A 19,395-nucleotide genomic window follows, 5' to 3' on the forward strand; every position below is an offset into this window, starting at 1 on the left:
AAGAGAAATGGACGTAATTACCATCGCTGTCCTCAATATATTTCTGATTCGAATAAATATGTAATATCCGCTCAGTGTACCGCCGTTACGCCCACTTGCAACGATTTTCGGCGGAAAGACACCTCCACCCCGATACGTTAGAGCGACCTCATATAGCGCGACTCCATATGATGATTGCATGCGCCGGCAGATGCCACTCACATGATATCGATCGTGAACCGGCCGGACGGTCAGGGGCAATTCCGTAAAGAATCAATGAGAATGCGCAGATTTCAGACCTTGCCGGCCCCGAACCCGTAGCGATGCTTCAGCAGCGAATATATGGCGATGGGATTGGTCAGCAGGTAGCGCTTGCCGAGACGCCTCGGCTCAAGCATGGCCCTGTAGAGCCATTCGAGCCCCATATCCTGCATCCATTGTGGCGCCCTGCTGTTCTTGCCCGCGAGAAAATCGAACAGACCGCCGCAGGTCTTGATCACCGCAATGTCGGAAAGCCTGTCGAGATTGCGCGCGACGAAACGTTGCTCCAGCGGTATGCCGAAGCCCACCCAGAGAATATCGGTCTGCGATGCGACGATATCGGCAAGGATCGCCTCCTCGTCGCCGGGTCTGAAATAACCATTGCGCCGACCGGCAAAGACAAGCCGTGGATAGAGCTTTTGCATTTCCTCGACTGCCGCGCGGTTCACCTCTTCGGAACCGCCGAGAAAATAGAACCGCGTGCCGGTCGCCTCAGCCCTCCGGGCCACCGCATGAACGAGATCCGTCGTCGCCACACGTTCCCGCAGCGCCCTCACGCAGAACTGGCGGGAAAAGATCACCAGCGACATGCCGTCGGCATGAATCTGGTCCGCCTGCCGCAGCAGGGCTTCGAATTCCTTGTCTTGGTGACAGAGTGCGATGACCTGACCGTTCGCCGATGTCGAATAGAACGGCTTTGCGCCGGCCGCGCGTTCACGTTCCGCCCGCAGGATAAAATCCTGCGCCGTCTCTTCGATGGTCGCATCGGTGATGGGCAAAGCCGCAAGCGGAACAACCGGCCAGTGTGTGCCAGGCCCTTCCGCATGCGGGACATCTCTCCCTGTCATATTCTGTCCGGTGTCCAAGATAGGCATCGTTTCACTGTTATATTCACGCATAGGATTAAGGTATAAGGCTTCAAACACTACGAATAACTATCATTAATATTCTTATAAATCTGACGCTTGAATCAAACAATTATACGCCCGGGGGTTGAGTGACCACCCCAACCTCTCCTCCCCCTATTCCGGTTTTGCGGTTGATGGGTTAAGGGACGACGAAACCACACCACAGAAAAGGTCCCGGCCATGGAAACCATATCGATCGACAACCGCGGCGATTTCGGCCTTTGGGCCATCGAACGGGCAAAGGAAATCGTCGCCAACGAGGCGTCCGATCTTGCCGTTTCGGTCCGTGACGGCGACGAGACAGGCATTCGCGATGCGGGTAATGCGCTGGGTGCCGCCATCGCCGCCGCCCTGCTCGAAGTCTATGACGGCCTGATGTCCGAGGAGTAATCGGCGGTCGCAGCCCTCAGGCGTAGCGTTCCGCGTGGTCTGTCCGGCGCAGAAAACCCAAAAGCCCCAGTGCGATGGCAATTCCGAGACCAAGGAACAGACCGCCCACGCCACCGGCGATCAGGAAGATCAGCTTGCCGGGCGGCCAGCTTCTGGAATTGGGCGCTACCGGCTGCGAAATCACCCGCACATTGGTGGAATCGATTGTCTGTTGCTCGGCGATCTGGCGTGATCGGTTGAGATAGGTCTCGTAGATCGCGGCAGCTGAGTTGGCGTCTCGCTCCAGATCGCGCAGCCGCACCTGCGCCTCATTGTCGGTGAAGACGTTGGCGCGTTCCGCAACCGCCTTCAGCCGCAGGGCATCAAGCGAGGAGCGGGCCTCGGCGACATTGGTCTTGGCCGCCAGCAAAATCCGCTGCGCCTCATCCGCAATGCCGCGTTCCAGCATGTCGCGTTCCGCCCCCGCCGTCGCCAGACGCGGATGGCGGGCGCCATAGGTCAGCGTCATCGCCCCGATCTGCTGCTGCAAGGTGCTGTATTGCGCACGAATGGTGTTCATGGTCTGGCTGTCGAAGATCGCGTCGCTCTGGGTGCGGTTCTGGGCAATCGCCGCCTGCATCTGCTTGAGGCGCGACTCCTCCTGAATGACGCGCTGCTGCGCGGCAAGAACCTGCGCATTCAGCTCGCCGGACGCCAGATTGCTGACCAGCTGGCCGTTATTCTCCTGCAGGCCGTTTTCGCGGCGGAAATCGGCGACGCGCTTTTCGGCAACCGTCACGTTCTGACGCATTTCCTCAAGCCGCTTCTTTAGATCATCGACGATACGCAGGCTGCTGTCGGAGGTCGTCTGGAACAACTCGCTTTCGAAAGCCTTCACCATCGCCTTCGAGACTGTCACGGATTTGTCCGGATCATTGGTCCAGACCGCAAGCGTCACCACGAAGGAACGCGGATCCCGTTCCGCCGCAACCCGTTCGCCCAGCGAACGAAGCGCGCCGACCTTGTTGTCACCATCTTCCGGCTTGGGTGAAAAAAATGCTTTCAGCCGCGCAAGAGGCGGTGGGGATATGAATTCCAGGTCCTCATCCAGTTTCAGCTCGTCCACCACCCGCGCCAGCACGTTGCGCGACGTGACGGTGCGCAGCTTGCTCTCCACTTCGAGAATCTGGGTGTCGCGCTGCTGGTTGGGCGAAAACACCCCGTCATTGACGACATTCAGGTTGGAGGGATTGACGACGATATCCGTATAGGCGGTGTAACGCGGCGGCGTCATATAGGCGTAGGCGAGTGCAGCGGCGACGCAGAGAATGATCGCAAGCACAATCCAGACGATCCCGGCACGCAGCCAGCCGAGCACCTCGTCGACACCGATCCGGTCGATATATTTCAGGCCCGGCAGCGTGGCCGCGAGACTGTTGCTTGGCGAGGCCGGCCTTGTGGGCTTTTCAGCCGGAGCGGGTTCGGCAACGGCAGCTGCCGGCTTCGGCTCAAGATGCTCTTTCAGCACCGTGCGCTCGAAAACCTCATCCTCATCCACCAGATCGTCCAGCAGGGAACCGTGGGGTCTGGCGGCGGGCGCCGCTTTTTCATCCAGCGGACGTGCCTGCTTATGTCCCGCCTTTTGAAGCCTGTACATCAGCCAATCCAACTTGAACGAACCACAAAAAAGGCCTGCAACAGATGGTTTTCATCGTCGCCAGAACCACTATTAACCGGCAAGTCTAGATATAACGGGTGAATTTTAGGTTACCCGCATCATCCCCGCCATCATCACCTATTCGCCGCGTCCATGAAAGAGATGATTGACTTGAATGGATCGATACGGTTCTTTCTGGCGTTATATTTTTGTATTATCCATTTGAACCTCAAAGATTTTATCGAAACGGAGTTTGGCATGAGCCTGAAATTTGGAACGAGCGGCCTTCGCGGCCTGTCTGTCGATCTGAAAGGAAAGGCCTCGGCCGTCTACGCAACGGCATTTGCAAGGCACCTTCTCACATCGGGTCAGGCAAAGGCGGGCGACCCCATTCTCGTGGCCCGCGATTTCCGCGATTCGAGCCCGGATGTTTCCGCAACCTGTATCGCCGCGCTGAAAAAGGCCGGCCTCACACCGCTCGATTGCGGCACGGTGCCGACACCGGCACTGGCGCTTTACGGACTTTCCCTCAAGGCCGGCGCGCTGATGATAACCGGTTCGCATATTCCGGCCGACCGCAACGGCATCAAATTCTACCGCCCGGACGGCGAAATCGACAAACAGGACGAAACGGCGATCGCCGCACTCGCAGCCGAAGTCGAGGCTGAAGGGATTAACGACGAGGCCGCAACGGCGGACGACCATTCTGCAATTGCAGCCGAGCTCTTTTATGAGCGCAATGCCGCACTCCTGCCGGCAAAGGCGCTGTCGGGCCTGAAGATCGGCGTTTACCAGCACAGCACGGTGGCGCGCGATCTCTTCGTCGACGTTCTCGCCCACTATGGCGCCGAAGTTGTGTCGCTCGGCCGTTCCGAGACCTTCATTCCGGTCGATACCGAGGCGGTCTCCCCTGAAACGCTGGAGCTTCTCAAAAAATGGGCACCGGAACACGGCCTCGATGCCATCGTTTCCGCCGATGGTGACGGCGACCGGCCCCTGCTTGCCGATGAAAACGGCGTGCCGCTGCGCGGCGACCTGATCGGATTGATCACAGCGAATTTTCTCGATGCCGGCGTGGTCGTCACCCCCGTCACCTCCAATTCCGGCATTGAGGCGAGCGGTTCGTTCAAGGTCATCCGCACCAGGGTCGGTTCGCCTTTCGTGATCGCCGGCATGGTGCAGGCCCTTGCCGAAGGAAACAACGGCGTCATGGGTTTCGAGGCCAATGGCGGCCTTCTGACGGCCTCCACCTTCACATTGAACGGCAAACCGCTATCGCCCCTGCCGACGCGGGACAGCTTCCTGCCCATCCTCGCCGTATTGCTTCTCTCCGCCGAGCAGAAAAAGCCGCTATCGCAGATTGCCGCCGCCTATAACCTGCCGGTCGCGGCTGCCGATCGTCTGGAAAACTTCGCACAGGAAAAGAGCGCTGCCCTGATGACGCATCTGCGCGCCTCGCGGGATAATCTCGAAACCTTCCTCGCCCCCGTCGGCACGGTCAAGGCGCTGAGCGACATTGACGGCCTGCGCGTGGCGCTGACAGACGGCAGCACCATCCATTTCCGCCCGTCCGGCAATGCTCCGGAAATGCGCTGCTACGTCGAGGCCGCCAATCAGGACGAAGCCGAAACGCTGCTCAGCAAGGGCCTCGATCTTATCCGCAACTTTGGATGAGTGGATGGCGCTGAACGCTTGAAGCGGACGGCCACCATGAATGTTCCAGTGTCGCAAATGTCGCATCCCGTCTTTGCCTGTTGCTCTTCCCGCTCCGGAAAGCGATAAGGGCCGCAGGGTTCAAGGAGGCGGGATGTGAGCGGCGAGACCATTACCCTTTATGAAGCGATCGGCGGGGATGCCACAGTCAGAGCACTGACCCGGCGCTTCTACGAATTGATGGACACCCTGCCAGAGGCGGTGCATTGCCGCGCCATCCATCCAGCCGATCTTTCCGGCAGCGAAAGCAAGTTCTACGATTATCTGACCGGATATCTTGGCGGACCGCCGGTCTATGTCGAAAAACACGGCCACCCGATGTTGCGCAGGCGTCATTTCGTGGCGCCTATCGGACCCGCCGAGCGGGACGAATGGCTGCTCTGCTTTCGCCGCGCGATGGACGAGACCATCGAGAACGCAAAGCTCCGGGACATCATCTGGGGACCGGTGGAGCGGCTGGCCTTTCACATGCAAAATCAGGAAGCGAATAACCCATGACGACGGAAAGATTGCGCGCCTTGATTTTGCTGCTGGGCAGCCTTTTGGGTGCTGCCGGCGTCATGCTTGCCGCCGCCGCCACCCATACCGGCGAAACCTATATGCTTGGCAACGCCTCGACCATGGCGCTCGCCCATGCGCCAGTGCTTGTGGCACTGCATATCGGCGCGGACCGCATCAGAACCGCCATTCCGGCAGGGCTGATTCTTGGCTTCGGCACGGCGGTTTTTGTTGGTGATCTCGTCACCAGACATTTTTCCGGTCACAGCCTGTTTCCCTACGCGGCCCCCTTGGGTGGCCTCGGCATGATCGCGGGATGGCTGGTGCTCTGCGCCGGTGCATTTTTGAAGCCGAGGGGCTAAATCGGCATCAACGCCGTTTCCAGCGAAACGACAGGATGTTGCCGCCACGTTGAGCCGCGTCACCGATTTCGAAGAACGGCTTTTCGCCCGGCTGGCGGGTGCGCAGATAGGGAAAAGCCAGCACATTGCCGCCGTCAGCTGCGGCGCGGTTGCGCCGCTCGCGTTCGCCGACGACTTCATACATCTCCGTCAGGGCCGGATCGGCGCCCTGATCGGCCATCTTGTGCAGCTCCACGCGGCAGGCCTCAGCCACCGCCTGCTCTGCATCCTTGAAATTATTGCGCTCGTCGCTCATCGTTTAAGGTCCGTTCATTCATCGTCTGCAGCGCTCGCTCCAGACTGGATTTGCTGCCATTGCGCAGCGGAATGAACGTCTTGCCGAATTTCTTGCAACCGGACTTCACCCGCAGACACGCATCGTGGCTGATACAGTCGATCGGGCAGAAAACGCAGTCGACGGAGGGAAGAACAGTGTCGATACGCGAGACCGCCTCACGCAATCCGCCATCGTGATGGATAAGCTCGGCGCCGAAATTGCTGGCGATCTGGCGAAGATGGGCAACCTGACAGTCACGGCCGCCAACATAAAGAAAGCTCTTCGGACCGGAAAGCTGCTGTTCGGCCACATCCTTTTCAGGTTGAGGCGCGCCCTTGCCCTGCTTGCCGCCGCGTTCGGCTTTCTTCTTTTCCTTGCGTGCCATTCCCTCACCTGCCGGTTGATTTTTTCATGCCCCGACGTTCGGGATGCCGGCACCATAATAAAGATGAGTTTTGGAGTAAAGTATAAAGGTGATAATTTTCCTCATGTTTTGACATAAAGAATCGATCACATATTCGCGATAACCTCACCAGATCAGTTGTTGATCTTCAATCCACCCATGAAAAGCTGCTCCAGGTGCCGGGCTGCATCCTCAAACCGGCCTTCGCCACCGTTTTTGTCGCCCAGCACGGCCCGCACCTGCACGTCGAAATCCGCATAGTGCTGCGTGGTCGACCAGATAGAGAAAATCAGGTGATAGGGATCGCATTTCGCCATCCGTCCGGCCTTGATCCAGACACGGATTACCTCCGCCTTTTCATCCACCAGTTGCTTTAGCGGACCCTTCAGCTCATCCTCGATATGGGGCGCACCCTGGAGGATTTCATTGGCAAACAGGCGGCTCTCGCGCGGAAAATCGCGCGACATTTCCAGCTTGCGGCGAATATAGGAGCGGATTTCGCTTTCAGGATTGCCCTCGGCATCGAAAGCCCTGAGCGGATCCAGCCAGGTATCCAGCACCCGCTCGATCAACGCGCGATGCATCGCCTCCTTGGTGCGGAAATAATAAAGTACGTTCGGTTTCGACATGCCGGCCGCCTCGGCAATCTGGTCGATGGTGGAACCGCGAAAGCCGTTGGTGGAAAACACACTCAGCGCGGCCTCAAGAATCGCTTCCTGCTTTTCTTCCTGAATGCGGGTCCGCTTCTGTGTTTTCGCTGCGCGCGGTATGGCCATACTCTGCTCTCTGTGTTTCTTTTCGGTGCAATTGCCGCTACAGTATGCTTAAAAAATAATCGCCGCGTACAGTTTAGGCAAAATTAGTGCGATTCGTCACGAAAATCCCTTGCTGACGTCATGGCGAATTTGCAATGTTTACCAGCCGGTCAATTTATCCACCATCGCCATCACAAGGCAATGGCTGTTATCTTAACCGGCAAAAACGGGAACGGCACAAGCTTTGCTTCGATAAAAACAAAACAGGTGAGGACGACACTTCATGGCAGCGGGTAAGAACTTGACGGTCAATGGCGACCGTCTGTGGGACAGTCTGATGGACATGGCGAAAATCGGCCCCGGCATTGCCGGCGGCAATAATCGCCGCACGCTGACGGATGAAGATGCTGAAGGCCGCAGCCTGTTCAAGCGCTGGTGCGAAGCGGCCGGCCTCACGATGGGCGTCGACAAGATGGGCACGATGTTCGCCACCCGCCCCGGCGAGGACCCGGATGCACTGCCGGTCTATATCGGCAGCCATCTCGACACCCAGCCTACCGGCGGCAAGTTCGATGGCGTTCTCGGCGTGCTGGCTGGACTGGAAGTCGTGCGAAGCCTGAACGATCTCAACATAAAGACGAAACACCCTGTTGTCGTTACCAACTGGTCCAACGAGGAAGGGGCGCGCTTTGCCCCGGCCATGCTGGCTTCCGGCGTTTTCGCCGGCATTCACGATCTCGATTACGCCTATAGCCGCACCGATACCGACGGCAAGACCTATGGCGACGAGCTGAAGCGAATCGGCTGGCTGGGTGAGGAAGAGGTGGGCGCCCGCAAGATGCACGCCTATTTCGAATATCATATCGAACAGGGGCCTATCCTCGAGGCGGAAGGCAAGCAGATCGGCGTCGTTACCCATGGTCAGGGCCTGTGGTGGCTGGAAGTCACGCTGACAGGCAAGGAGGCGCATACCGGCTCGACGCCGATGGCCATGCGCGTCAATGCTGGCCTCGCCGCCGCCCGCATCCTCGAAAAGGTGCAGGAAGTGGCGATGGCCCACCAGCCGGGCGCTGTCGCCGGCGTCGGCCAGATGATCTTCACGCCCAATTCCCGCAATGTGCTGCCCGGCAAGGTGGTTTTCACCATCGACCTCAGAACCCCCTCGCAGGCGAAACTCGACAACATGCGCGCCATCTTCGAACGCGAGGTGCCCGTTATCGCCGAAGAACTCGGCGTCGGCTGCTCAATCGAGGCCATCGGCCATTTCGATCCCGTCACCTTCGATCCGGTGCTGGTGGGCCGCGTGCGCGCTGCTGCCGAAAAGCTGGGCTACAGCCATATGGACATCATTTCCGGCGCTGGCCATGATGCTTGCTGGACGGCAAGGGTTGCCCCCTCCACCATGATCTTCTGCCCCTGCGTGGACGGTCTTTCCCACAATGAAGCCGAAGACATCTCCTCCGAATGGGCCGCCGCGGGCTGCGATGTGCTGCTGCATGCGGTGCTGGAAACTGCGGAGATCGTGCAATGACCGCCACCATTATCAAGAACGGCACCATCGTCACCGCCGACCTGACCTACAAGGCCGATGTTAAAATCGAAGGCGGCAAGATCACAGAGATCGGACCCGATCTGACCGGCGGCACAGTGCTCGATGCCACGGGATGTTACGTCATGCCCGGCGGCATCGATCCGCATGTGCATCTGGAAATGCCCTTCATGGGCACATATTCCGCCGATGATTTCGAGAGTGGCACGCGTGCCGCCCTTGCCGGCGGCACGACCATGGTGGTGGATTTTTGTCTGCCCGATCCCGGCCAGTCGCTGCTCGATGCCCTGCAAAGATGGGACAACAAGGCAACGCGAGCCAACTGCGATTATTCCTTCCACATGGCCGTTACCTGGTGGGGCGAGCAGGTCTTCAACGAGATGAAGACTGTGGTTCAGGAAAAGGGCATCAATTCGTTCAAGCACTTCATGGCCTACAAGGGCGCGTTGATGGTGAATGACGACGAGATGTTCGCCTCCTTCTCGCGCTGCGCCGAGCTTGGCGCCATTCCCTTCGTTCATGCGGAAAACGGCGATATCGTCGCGCAGATGCAGGAAAAGCTGATGGCGGAAGGCAATGTCGGTCCGGAAGCGCATGCCTATTCCCGGCCGCCCTCCGTCGAAGGCGAAGCGACCAACCGCGCCATCATCATCGCCGATATGGCCGGTGCGCCGCTTTATGTCGTTCATACATCCTGCGAGCAGGCACATGAAGCCATCCGCCGTGCGCGTCAGAACGGCATGCGCGTTTATGGCGAACCGCTGATCCAGCACCTCATCCTCGACGAAAGCGAATATGCCAATGCCGACTGGGACCATGCTGCCCGCCGGGTCATGTCGCCACCCTTCCGCAACCGCCAGCATCAGGATAGCCTCTGGGCGGGTCTCGCCTCCGGCTCGCTGCAATGCGTGGCGACCGACCATTGCGCCTTCACCACCGACCAGAAACGCTTCGGCCTCAGTGACTTCCGCAAGATCCCCAATGGCACCGGCGGGCTGGAAGATCGCATGCCGCTGCTCTGGACCCATGGCGTGGCGACCGGCTGGCTGACGATGAACGAATTCGTCGCCGTCACCTCCACCAACATTGCGAAAATCCTCAACATCTATCCGAAAAAGGGCGCGATCCTCGTCGGCAGCGATGCCGATCTCGTCGTCTGGGATCCGGCGCGGGAAAAGACCATCCGCGCGGAAAACCAGCAATCGGCCATAGATTACAACGTGTTCGAAGGACAGAAGGTGAAGGGCCTGCCGCGCTTCACCCTGTCGCGCGGCATCGTCAGCATCGAGGAAAGCACGGTGAAGACGCAGGAAGGTCACGGCACGTTCGTCGCCCGTGATCCCTATCCCGCCGTCAGCAAGGCGCTGTCCACATGGAAAGAGCTCGTCGCGCCACGCAAGGTGGAACGCAGCGGCATCCCGGCATCGGGTGTATGACCTTGAGCACCGATCCGAAACGCGAAATCGTCATCGCTGCCGCCGTTCTCCTGAATGCGCGGCGGCAAATGCTTGTCGTGCGCAAGCGCGGCACCACGCAATTCATGCAGCCGGGCGGCAAGATCGATCCGGGTGAAACGCCTGAGCAGGCGCTTCACCGTGAACTTGCCGAGGAAATCGGCCTCACGCTTCCTGAAAATGCCGCGCGATACGAGGGCATCTTTCGGGAGGAGGCCGCCAATGCAGGGGCGGAGGTCGTGGCCCATGCCTTCGTCGCCCAACTGAATATGGACGTTATCCCACAGGCCGAGATAGAGGAGGTGCGCTGGCTCGATCTGGATGCGGCCTCCAATCTCCCGATCGCCAAACTCACGGAAACACGTATGCTGCCGCTGGCACGCGCAGCCCTGACGGAAAGTGGAAAAAAGCCACGATGAACCAAGCCTCGTCCTATTCCGTCGTTTCCGCCAGAAATCTCGGCCTCACCTTCGAAACCGGCGATGGCCCGGTGCACGCGCTTTCCAATGTCGATCTGGAAGTGGGCAAGGGCGAGTTCGTCTCCTTCATCGGCCCTTCCGGCTGCGGTAAGACCACGTTCCTGCGGGTGATTGCCGATCTCGAAAAGCACACATCCGGCGATATCACCGTCAATGGCACCACGCCGGAAAACGCCCGCAAGGACCGGTCCTACGGCTATGTCTTTCAGGCCGCCGCACTCTATCCGTGGCGGACCATCGAAAAGAACATTGCGCTGCCGCTCGAAATCATGGGCTATACGAAGGCCGAACAGAGGGAGCGCATCGACCGCACGCTCGATCTCGTCAATCTCAGCGGTTTCAGCAAGAAATACCCATGGCAGCTTTCCGGCGGCATGCAGCAGCGCGCCTCCATCGCCCGCGCGCTCGCCTTCGATGCCGACCTGCTGCTGATGGACGAACCCTTCGGCGCGCTGGACGAGATCGTCCGCGACCATCTGAACGAACAGCTGCTGAAACTGTGGGATACGACCGGCAAGACCATCTGCTTCGTCACCCACTCCATCCCGGAAGCCGTTTATCTCTCGACCAAAATCGTCGTGATGTCACCACGGCCCGGCCGGGTGACGGATATCATCGAATCCACGTTGCCAAGGGAAAGACCGCTTGAGATCAGGGAGACTCCGGAATTTCTGGCAATTGCGCATCGCGTGCGTGAGGGGCTGAAGGCGGGGCATAGCTATGAGGGGTGACGTCATCGCCAGCATTACCCCCCATCAACCGAGGGCGCCGCGATGACCCTCCTCCGCCACCGCGTCCTCCCCATCCTCACCGTCCTCCTCGCCATCCTCATCGTCTGGCACCTTTCCGTCATCTACCTCAACATGCCCTTCGTCCGCGATCAGGCAAACCGCGCCGGCCAGACGCCGAGCTTCATGGAGCTTCTGCCGCAAACCTTCACGCAGGAGCGCCCGGTTCTCCCCGCCCCGCACCAGATCATCGCGGAACTGTGGGACACCACCGTCAACAAGGCGATCACCTCCAAGCGCAGCCTCGTTTATCACGCGGGCGTCACGCTTTCGGCCACGCTCCTCGGTTTCGCCATTGGCGCGGTGCTCGGCATCCTGCTTGCCGTCGCCATCATCCACAATCGCGCCATGGACCGCTCGGTCATGCCGTGGATCATCGCCAGCCAGACCATCCCCATCCTTGCTGTCGCGCCGATGATCATCGTCGTCCTGAATTCCATCGGCATTTCCGGGCTTTTGCCAAAGGCGCTGATTTCCACCTATCTCTCGTTCTTCCCGATTGTCGTCGGCATGGTGAAGGGCCTCAGAAGCCCCGAAACCATCCAGCTGGACCTGATGCACACCTATAATGCCTCGCCCGCACAAATCTTCTGGAAGCTGCGCTGGCCGTCTGCCCTGCCCTATCTCTTCACCTCGCTGAAGATCGCCATCGCGATTGCGCTGGTCGGGGCCATCGTCGGCGAATTGCCGACGGGCGCCGTCGCAGGCCTCGGTGCGCGTCTGCTCTCCGGCTCCTATTACGGCCAGACGGTGCAGATATGGGCAGCGCTGTTCATGGCCGCCGGTGTGGCCGCCATTCTGGTCTCGATCATCGGCATCGCCCACGCAGCCGTCCTCAAGAGAATGGGAGCGCGGCCATGACAAATCCCGTCTGGTTTATTGGCGCAATCCTGTTCTGGCTTGCCGCCTGGGCCTGCAACGAATGGCTGGTGCGCCACACCTTCGCATCACAGTCGGCAAAGCGAATGAGCCGCATGGCCGTACCGCTTCTCTTCGGGCTGGCCATTCTCGCGCTTTGGGAAGGTGTGGTGCGCGGCTTCTCCGTCCCACCCATCCTGTTGCCTGCCCCGAGCGCCATCCTCGCCCGCCTTCTCGGATCGCTACCGATCCTCTGGGCGGATTTCCGCCAGACCTTCCTCAAATCGGTGCTGACGGGTTATGTGCTCGGCTGCGGCCTAGGTTTCATCGTCGCCATCCTCATCGACCGCTCGCCTTTCCTGCAACGCGGGCTTCTGCCCATCGGCAATTTCGTCTCCGCCCTGCCTGTCGTCGGCATTGCTCCCATCATGGTCATGTGGTTCGGTTTCGACTGGCAGTCGAAAGTGGCTGTCGTCGTCATCATGACGTTTTTCCCGATGCTGGTGAATACGGTTCAAGGGCTTGCCGCCTCCAGCCACATGGAACGCGACCTGATGCGCACCTATGCTGCAGGCTGGGGGCAGACATTGCTGAAGCTGCGCCTGCCCGCCGCCTGGCCCTTCATCTTCAACGCCCTGAAGATCAATTCCACATTGGCGCTGATCGGCGCCATTGTCGCGGAATTCTTCGGCACGCCCATCGTCGGCATGGGTTTTCGCATCTCGGCGGAAATGGGCCGCAGCAATGTCGATATGGTCTGGGCAGAAATTGCCGTGGCGGCGCTCGCAGGCTCAGGATTTTATGGTCTGGTGGCGCTCATCGAGCGCGCCGTCACCTTCTGGCATCCGTCCGTCCGTGGGGGACGAACGTAAATAACGAAAAAGGGAACAGCGATGAAAATGAAACTTGCCTCTATGCTTCTTGCCGGCGCGTCACTTCTGAGCGCATTTGAGGCTCAGGCGGCCGACAAGATCACCCTGCAGCTGAAATGGGTCACCCAGGCGCAGTTCGCCGGTTATTACGTCGCCAAGGACAAGGGCTTTTATGAAGCCGAAGGCCTCGATGTCGATATCAAGCCGGGCGGACCGGATATTGCGCCTGCGCAGGTTCTGGCCGGCGGTGGCGCGGATGTGATCGTCGACTGGATGCCATCGGCACTCGCCACCCGCGAAAAGGGCGTGCCGCTCGTCAACATCGCCCAGCCGTTCAAAACGTCAGGCATGATGCTGACCTGCCTCAAGGAAACCGGCATTACCAAGCCGGAAGATTTCAAGGGCAAGACGCTCGGCGTCTGGTTCTTCGGCAATGAATATCCGTTCCTCTCGTGGATGGCGCACCTGAAAATCCCGACCACCGGCGGCGCGGATGGCGTCACCGTCCTCAAGCAGGGTTTCAACGTCGATCCGCTGCTGCAAAAGCAGGCCGCCTGCATTTCCACCATGACCTATAATGAATACTGGCAGGTCATTGATGCCGGCATCAAGCCGGAGGAACTCGTCACCTTCAAATATGAGGACGAGGGCGTGGCAACGCTGGAGGACGGGCTCTACGTTCTCGAAGACAAGCTGAAGGACGCCAAGTTCAAACAAGACATGGTCAAATTCGTCCGCGCTTCCATGAAAGGCTGGAAGTGGGCGGAAGAACACCCTGACGATGCAGCAGGTATCGTTCTTGAAAATGACGCCTCCGGCGCCCAGACCGAAAAGCACCAGAAGCGCATGATGGGCGAAGTCGCCAAGCTGACCGCAGGCTCGAAGGGCGCGCTGGACAAGGCGGATTACGAGCGCACCGTCAAGACGCTGCTCGGCGGCGGTTCCGATCCCGTCATCACCAAGGAGCCGACAGGCGCCTACACCACTGAAATCACCGATGCGGCGCTGAAATAGCCACGTCGAAGCCGAAAACATGGAAACGCGCGGCCATCGCCGCGCGTTTTTTTGCGCGCTGGTGACCCGTTTGATGAATTACAACACTCGGCCATATACAAAAATGTATATCAACCCTCGGGGCTATGCGGATTGATTTGTATAGCAACAACAATTAGAGTCCCCGCCAACAAGACTGCCGAATTTGATCTTGTAAAAAAGCACGAGGCAAAGGTGCTTAAGATTCGCGTTGAGGGGCGTTTGAATCGGGAGGATCGAGAAGGAAGTATTGTGATCCCTTGTTTCACATTCGTTGCCGCATGACCTTTTAAAACACGCCTTCAGGCTGAAGGACATGCGATCGAATATTGCGCGAGCCAAGACACATGCAGCATAAAGTCAAGTTTAACCGCTTTGTTTTCCTTCTTCTTTCCGCAACGGCCCTGCCATTTTCGGCCGTGGCCGAGGGAGAAGTGCCGGAACCGGTCAAACAGCAGAACCTGCCTTCCATCATCGTCGCACACGCCGCAACACGCGATCTCGTGGACCGCATCATCGCCACCGGTACCATCAGGCCCGTGGACGAAATTTATGTACAGCCGCTGGTCGACGGCCTGTCGATCGACGAACTGAACGTCGATATCGGCGACAGGGTTGAGGCCAATGCGGTTCTGGCCGTGCTTTCCTCGGACAGTCTTCTCCTGCAAAAAAGCCAGCTTGAGGCCAACAGGGCCAAGGCGCAGGCCGCCGTTGCGCAATCCAAGGCGCAGGTTCTGGAGGCTGAGGCCAACAAGGCGGATGCCCTTCGCCAGCGCGACCGCGCCGCCAAGCTCGGCCAGAGCGGTTCCGGTTCCGTCTCCGAGACGGAAAAAACCGAGGCCGCTGCCCAGGTTGCGCAGGCACGCCTTGATGCCGCCAAACAGACCGTTTCCGCCGGAGAGGCAGACATCAAGGTCGTGGACGCGCAGATTGACGACATCAATCTGAAACTGACGCGCACGGGTGTGAAGACCCCCGTCACCGGCATCGTTTCCGCCAAGAATGCCAAGGTCGGCGCCATCGCCAGCGGTGCGGGAAACCCGCTTTTCACGATCATCAAGGACGGCGCGATCGAGCTCGTCGCCGATCTTTCCGAGACCGACATCCAGCGGGTGAAGGCCGGCCAGAAAGCTTTCTTGACGGTTGCCGGCGGAGCCAAAAAAATTGAGGGCAAGGTGCGTCTCGTTTCGCCGACCGTCGATCCGGCAACGCGCCTTGGTTCCGTGCATGTGGTGCTGCCGACGGACAGCCCGGCACGGTCGGGCATGTATGCCAGCGCTGAGATCATCGTAAAAGAGACGAACGCGCTTGCCCTGCCGCTTTCGGCCGTCACCTCCGGGCGTGAAGGCTCGACCACCCGCAAGGTGGAAGGCGACATCGTCAAGCAGGTGAAGATCGAGACCGGCATTGAAGACAGCGGTTTCATCGAGATTGTCAGCGGACTTGCCGCTGGTGACAAGGTTGTCGAGAAAGCTGGAGCATTCGTGCGTGATGGTGACCGGATAAGACCGGTGGAAGCCCAGACGGCTGCGTCCAACTGACTGAGGGAATGAAATGAACTTCTCCGCATGGTCAATCCGCAACCCGATTGCGCCGCTTCTCGGCTTCGCGCTTTTGATGTTCCTCGGCATCCAGGCCTTCAACGCCCTGCCGATCACCCGTTTTCCGAATATCGACGTTCCCGTCGTTGCCGTCACCGTGACCCAGAGCGGCGCTTCGCCGTCCGAGCTGGAAATGCAGGTGACGAAGGAGATCGAAGACGCTGTCGCCGCCATTAGCGGCGTCGACGAAATCCAGTCGACCGTCACCGACGGACAATCCCTGACAACCGTTGTCTTCCGCATCGAAAAGCCGACGGAAGAGGCGGTTCAGGACGTCAAGGACGCTATCGACAAGATCCGCAGCGATCTGCCATCTGATATCGAAGTGCCTGTTGTCAGCAAGATCGACGTGGAAGGCCAGGCAATCCAGACCTTTGCCGTCTCCTCGCCGAACATGACGCTGGAAGAACTGTCCTGGTTCGTGGATGACACCATCAAGCGTTCGCTGCAGGGCAAGTCCGGCATCGGCAAGGTCGACCGTTATGGCGGCGCCGACCGCGAAGTGCGCGTTTCGCTCAGCCCCGAAAAGCTCGACGCCTACGGCATCACCGCAAGCGAAGTGAACGGCCAGCTGCGCGGCACCAATATCGACCTCGGCTCCGGCCGCGGCCAGGTTGGCGGTAACGAACAGACGATCCGCACGCTCGGCGACACCCGCGATGTCACCCAGCTTGCCAACACCACCATCGCGCTCTCCAATGGCCGTTTCGTAAAGCTCGCCGAACTCGGCACCGTCACGGACACCTATGAGGAGCAGAAGTCCTTCTCGCGCTTCAACGGCAACCCCGCCGTTACCTTTGCGGTGTTCCGCTCCAAGGGCGCCAGCGAGGTTTCGGTCGCCAAAACCGTGGCCGAAAGCCTCGATCAGGTCCGCAAGGACCATCCCGACGTCGCGATCCAGATGGTCGATGACGCCGTCTACTTCACCTACGGCAACTATACGGCAGCGCTCGATACGCTGATCGAAGGCGCGGTCCTCGCCGTCATCGTGGTTCTGCTGTTCCTCAGGAACTGGCGCGCTACCCTGATTGCCGCCGTGGCCCTGCCGCTCTCCGCGATCCCGACATTCTGGATCATGGACATCATGGGCTTCTCGCTCAACCTCGTCAGCTTCCTCGCATTGACGCTCGCCACGGGTATTCTCGTGGACGACGCCATCGTGGAAATCGAGAACATCGCCCGCCACATCAAGATGGGCAAGACGCCGTATCGCGCCTCGCTGGAAGCCGCAGACGAAATCGGCCTTGCCGTCATCGCCACCAGCTTCACCATCATCGCCGTCTTCGTGCCCGTGTCGTTCATGCCCGGCATTCCCGGCCAGTACTTCATCCAGTTCGGTCTGACGGTCGCCTTCTCGGTGTTCTTCTCGCTGGCGGTCGCCCGTCTCATCACGCCCTTGATGGCCGCCTATCTCATGCGCGCCGAAGACGCGATGGATGACCATGCCGACAATGACGGCTGGCTGATGAAAGCCTATACGCGCATGGTTTCCGCCACCACCTCCAAATGGTGGGCGCGTTACCTGACGCTGGTCGGCGCCATCGGCTTCCTCATTGCTTCCGTCATGCTTCTTAGCCAGGTGCCGGGCAGCTTCCTGCCGCCGGACGACGCCTCGCGCGTAACGCTTTCGGTGGAACTGCCGCCCAATGCGACGCTGGACGAGACAGACCGGACGACGACCGAAATCTTCCACGCCATCCGCGATATCAACGGTGTGGAAAGCGTCTTCATCCTCGGCGGCGCCTCGCCCAAGGGCGATCTGGAGCTTCGCCGCGCCACCGTCAACGTCATTCTCCAGCATATCGACCATTCGCTGCTGAAAACCCTTGTCAACAAGGGTCTCGGCTCGCTTCCGCTTGTCGGCCAATATCTTCCGAAGATCGAGGAAAAGGGCCGTGTCCGTCCGCAGTGGGATGTGGAGCGGGATATCTTCGCCAAGGTCCGCAGCATTCCGGATGTGCGCATCATCAAGCTTAACGACCGCGCGGAACGCGAACTGAGCTTCAACTTCCTCTCGTCTAACGAGAAGGATCTGAACGATGCCGTCGGCATTCTCGAAAGCCGCCTGCGCGCCTCGCCCATCCTTGCCAATGTCAGCTCCGAGGGAGCGCTTCCCCGTCCTGAACTGCAGATCCGCCCGCGCAAGGACGAGATCGCCCGCCTCGGAATCACGCCGCAGCAGATTTCGCAGACGGTGCGTGTCGCCACCATCGGTGACATCGACGCACAGTTGACGAAAATCTCGCTGGACGACCGGCAGATCCCGATCCGCGTGCAGGCATCTATCGATACCCGCCGTGACCTCGCCACCATCCGCGCGCTGAAGGTCAAGACCGCATCCGGTTCGCTGGTGCCGCTCTACAGTGTTGCCGATATCGACTATTCGGAAGGTCCAAGCTCGATCAAGCGCAACGACCGCAACCGCGTCGTCTCCATCGGCTCCGATGTACCGTTCGGCACAGCGCTCGATACGTCTACGGCGGAGTTCAAGCGGATCGTTTCGGAAACCGAACTGCCGGCAAGCGTTCGCCTTGCCGAAAGCGGTGATGCCAAGGTGCAGGGCGAAATGCAGCAGGGCTTCGTCAACGCCATGCTGCTCGGCCTGCTTCTGGTGCTGGTGGTGCTTATCCTCCTGTTCAAGGATATCATCCAGCCCTTCACCATCCTGTTCTCATTGCCACTCGCCATTGGCGGCGTGGCCGTGGCGCTCATCATCACGCAGAACGCGCTTTCGATGCCCGTTCTCATCGGCATTCTGATGCTGATGGGTATCGTGACGAAAAACGCCATCCTTCTGGTGGACTTCGCCATTGAAATGCGCCGGCACGGCATGGAACGGGTGCATGCCATGGTCGAGGCCGGCCGCAAGCGCGCCCGACCGATCATCATGACCTCCATCGCCATGTCGGCGGGCATGTTGCCCTCGGCACTTGGCGTCGGCGAAGGCGGCTCCTTCCGCGCGCCGATGGCGATTGCGGTGATCGGTGGCATCATCGTCTCCACGGTGCTGTCTCTGATCGTGGTCCCCGCCTTCTTCCTGATCATGGATGACCTGTCGCGCCTGCTCGCCCACCTCTTCGGCCGCTTCGTCGGCAAGAAGGAAGAGGAGGAAGAGTCGCTCTCCAACGAAAAACTCTCGGAGATCGCCCGCGAAAACAGCCTGGCGCTCTCCTCGCTGGAAGCGCGCGTCGCCGGCATGGAAAAAGGCTCCGGTGAAAAATCCGGTGACAAGGGCAGCAATATATTGCGGTTGCCGCCGCTCGCTGCCGAGTGAAAGTTGAGACGCCGGGTCCAGTGCCCGGCGTTTCCTTTTGTGGTGCGTTTGCTTGGTCGCGACTGCGTTGCGGCTGGCTTCTTCTGCACGCCGAGGAGAAGAGATAGGCCGCACCCGCTCGCTCCACATTTCCCTGCTCCCCGCACAACAACGCCAAACCCATTTGATCGAAATCAATTCGCTTTTCAGGTGAACTGCTAATCTCCCTCGCATCGGGAATTGCCGGTCGAAGGATAATGCGATGAGCTCTTTTCAGATAGGCGTGAG

At 59.6% G+C, this 19,395-nt stretch carries 17 protein-coding genes and 1 pseudogene; 13 read left to right on the forward strand and 5 right to left on the reverse strand.

What is annotated here, in order from left to right:
- Positions 1-272 precede the first annotated feature (272 nt).
- Complete coding sequence (uppL, locus tag ACQZ6D_RS06855) at positions 273-1,088, reverse strand: polysaccharide biosynthesis UDP-hexose transferase UppL (protein WP_034502051.1); 816 nt, start codon at positions 1,086-1,088, stop codon at positions 273-275.
- Between the two features lie 240 nt (positions 1,089-1,328).
- Here uppL and ACQZ6D_RS06860 point away from each other — a divergent pair, with 240 nt between their 5' ends.
- Positions 1,329-1,538, forward strand: a complete 210-nt coding sequence (locus ACQZ6D_RS06860; protein ID WP_003513853.1) for a hypothetical protein — start codon at positions 1,329-1,331, stop codon at positions 1,536-1,538.
- Positions 1,539-1,554: 16 nt separating this feature from the next.
- Here ACQZ6D_RS06860 and uppM read toward each other — a convergent pair whose 3' ends face one another.
- Positions 1,555-3,174: a polysaccharide biosynthesis protein UppM gene (uppM, locus tag ACQZ6D_RS06865; RefSeq protein ID WP_448729740.1), complete on the reverse strand. Its 1,620-nt coding sequence runs from the start codon at positions 3,172-3,174 to the stop codon at positions 1,555-1,557.
- Between the two features lie 258 nt (positions 3,175-3,432).
- On the opposite strand from uppM, the gene uppO reads away from it, so the two are divergent.
- The 3 genes from uppO (at position 3,433) to ACQZ6D_RS06880 (ending at position 5,747) form a co-directional block, all read left to right on the forward strand.
- A complete protein-coding gene (gene uppO, locus ACQZ6D_RS06870; protein ID WP_115061941.1) occupies positions 3,433-4,848 on the forward strand; it encodes a polysaccharide biosynthesis phosphomannomutase UppO in 1,416 nt (471 codons plus the stop codon).
- 135 nt (positions 4,849-4,983) lie between these two features.
- Positions 4,984-5,385, forward strand: a complete 402-nt coding sequence (locus ACQZ6D_RS06875; protein WP_025594308.1) for a globin domain-containing protein — start codon at positions 4,984-4,986, stop codon at positions 5,383-5,385.
- Positions 5,382-5,747, forward strand: a complete 366-nt coding sequence (locus tag ACQZ6D_RS06880) for a DUF423 domain-containing protein (RefSeq protein ID WP_019565130.1) — start codon at positions 5,382-5,384, stop codon at positions 5,745-5,747. Before ACQZ6D_RS06875 ends, ACQZ6D_RS06880 begins: the two co-directional genes overlap by 4 nt.
- A 7-nt stretch (positions 5,748-5,754) precedes the next feature.
- On the opposite strand, the gene ACQZ6D_RS06885 is transcribed toward ACQZ6D_RS06880, so the two are convergent.
- The 3 genes and pseudogenes from ACQZ6D_RS06885 to ACQZ6D_RS06895 all read right to left on the reverse strand — a co-directional run bounded on the left by ACQZ6D_RS06885 (position 5,755) and on the right by ACQZ6D_RS06895 (position 7,242).
- Complete coding sequence (locus ACQZ6D_RS06885) at positions 5,755-6,042, reverse strand: hypothetical protein (protein WP_003513867.1); 288 nt, start codon at positions 6,040-6,042, stop codon at positions 5,755-5,757.
- A pseudogene (locus ACQZ6D_RS06890) lies at positions 6,023-6,346 on the reverse strand (DUF2325 domain-containing protein); the annotation flags it as partial. The pseudogene ACQZ6D_RS06890 and the gene ACQZ6D_RS06885, both read right to left, overlap by 20 nt.
- A 254-nt stretch (positions 6,347-6,600) precedes the next feature.
- Positions 6,601-7,242, reverse strand: a complete 642-nt coding sequence (locus ACQZ6D_RS06895) for a TetR family transcriptional regulator C-terminal domain-containing protein (RefSeq protein WP_003513869.1) — start codon at positions 7,240-7,242, stop codon at positions 6,601-6,603.
- A 262-nt stretch (positions 7,243-7,504) separates the two neighbouring features.
- Here ACQZ6D_RS06895 and ACQZ6D_RS06900 point away from each other — a divergent pair, with 262 nt between their 5' ends.
- The 9 genes from ACQZ6D_RS06900 to ACQZ6D_RS06940 all read left to right on the forward strand — a co-directional run bounded on the left by ACQZ6D_RS06900 (position 7,505) and on the right by ACQZ6D_RS06940 (position 19,128).
- Positions 7,505-8,752, forward strand: coding sequence for a Zn-dependent hydrolase (locus ACQZ6D_RS06900; RefSeq protein WP_111784093.1), 1,248 nt, complete (start codon positions 7,505-7,507; stop codon positions 8,750-8,752).
- Positions 8,749-10,206, forward strand: coding sequence for a dihydropyrimidinase (hydA, locus tag ACQZ6D_RS06905; RefSeq protein WP_448729741.1), 1,458 nt, complete (start codon positions 8,749-8,751; stop codon positions 10,204-10,206). Before ACQZ6D_RS06900 ends, hydA begins: the two co-directional genes overlap by 4 nt.
- A complete protein-coding gene (locus ACQZ6D_RS06910) occupies positions 10,203-10,643 on the forward strand; it encodes an NUDIX hydrolase (protein WP_448729742.1) in 441 nt (146 codons plus the stop codon). Before hydA ends, ACQZ6D_RS06910 begins: the two co-directional genes overlap by 4 nt.
- The gene (locus ACQZ6D_RS06915; protein WP_003513873.1) at positions 10,640-11,434 is read left to right on the forward strand and encodes an ABC transporter ATP-binding protein; all 795 of its coding nucleotides are present in this window, start codon (positions 10,640-10,642) and stop codon (positions 11,432-11,434) included. Before ACQZ6D_RS06910 ends, ACQZ6D_RS06915 begins: the two co-directional genes overlap by 4 nt.
- 42 nt (positions 11,435-11,476) lie before the next feature.
- Positions 11,477-12,352 (forward strand): ABC transporter permease, encoded by an 876-nt coding sequence (locus tag ACQZ6D_RS06920; protein WP_149910960.1) that lies wholly within the window; start codon positions 11,477-11,479, stop codon positions 12,350-12,352.
- A complete protein-coding gene (locus ACQZ6D_RS06925) occupies positions 12,349-13,221 on the forward strand; it encodes an ABC transporter permease (protein WP_065702623.1) in 873 nt (290 codons plus the stop codon). Before ACQZ6D_RS06920 ends, ACQZ6D_RS06925 begins: the two co-directional genes overlap by 4 nt.
- A gap of 21 nt (positions 13,222-13,242) precedes the next feature.
- Positions 13,243-14,235 (forward strand): ABC transporter substrate-binding protein, encoded by a 993-nt coding sequence (locus tag ACQZ6D_RS06930; RefSeq protein ID WP_003513879.1) that lies wholly within the window; start codon positions 13,243-13,245, stop codon positions 14,233-14,235.
- Between the two features lie 365 nt (positions 14,236-14,600).
- Complete coding sequence (locus ACQZ6D_RS06935; protein ID WP_111784096.1) at positions 14,601-15,794, forward strand: efflux RND transporter periplasmic adaptor subunit; 1,194 nt, start codon at positions 14,601-14,603, stop codon at positions 15,792-15,794.
- Between the two features lie 13 nt (positions 15,795-15,807).
- Positions 15,808-19,128, forward strand: a complete 3,321-nt coding sequence (locus ACQZ6D_RS06940; protein WP_025594318.1) for an efflux RND transporter permease subunit — start codon at positions 15,808-15,810, stop codon at positions 19,126-19,128.
- Positions 19,129-19,395 lie beyond the last annotated feature (267 nt).

It is taken from the genome of Agrobacterium sp. 22-3639C2 (genome assembly GCF_053522105.1).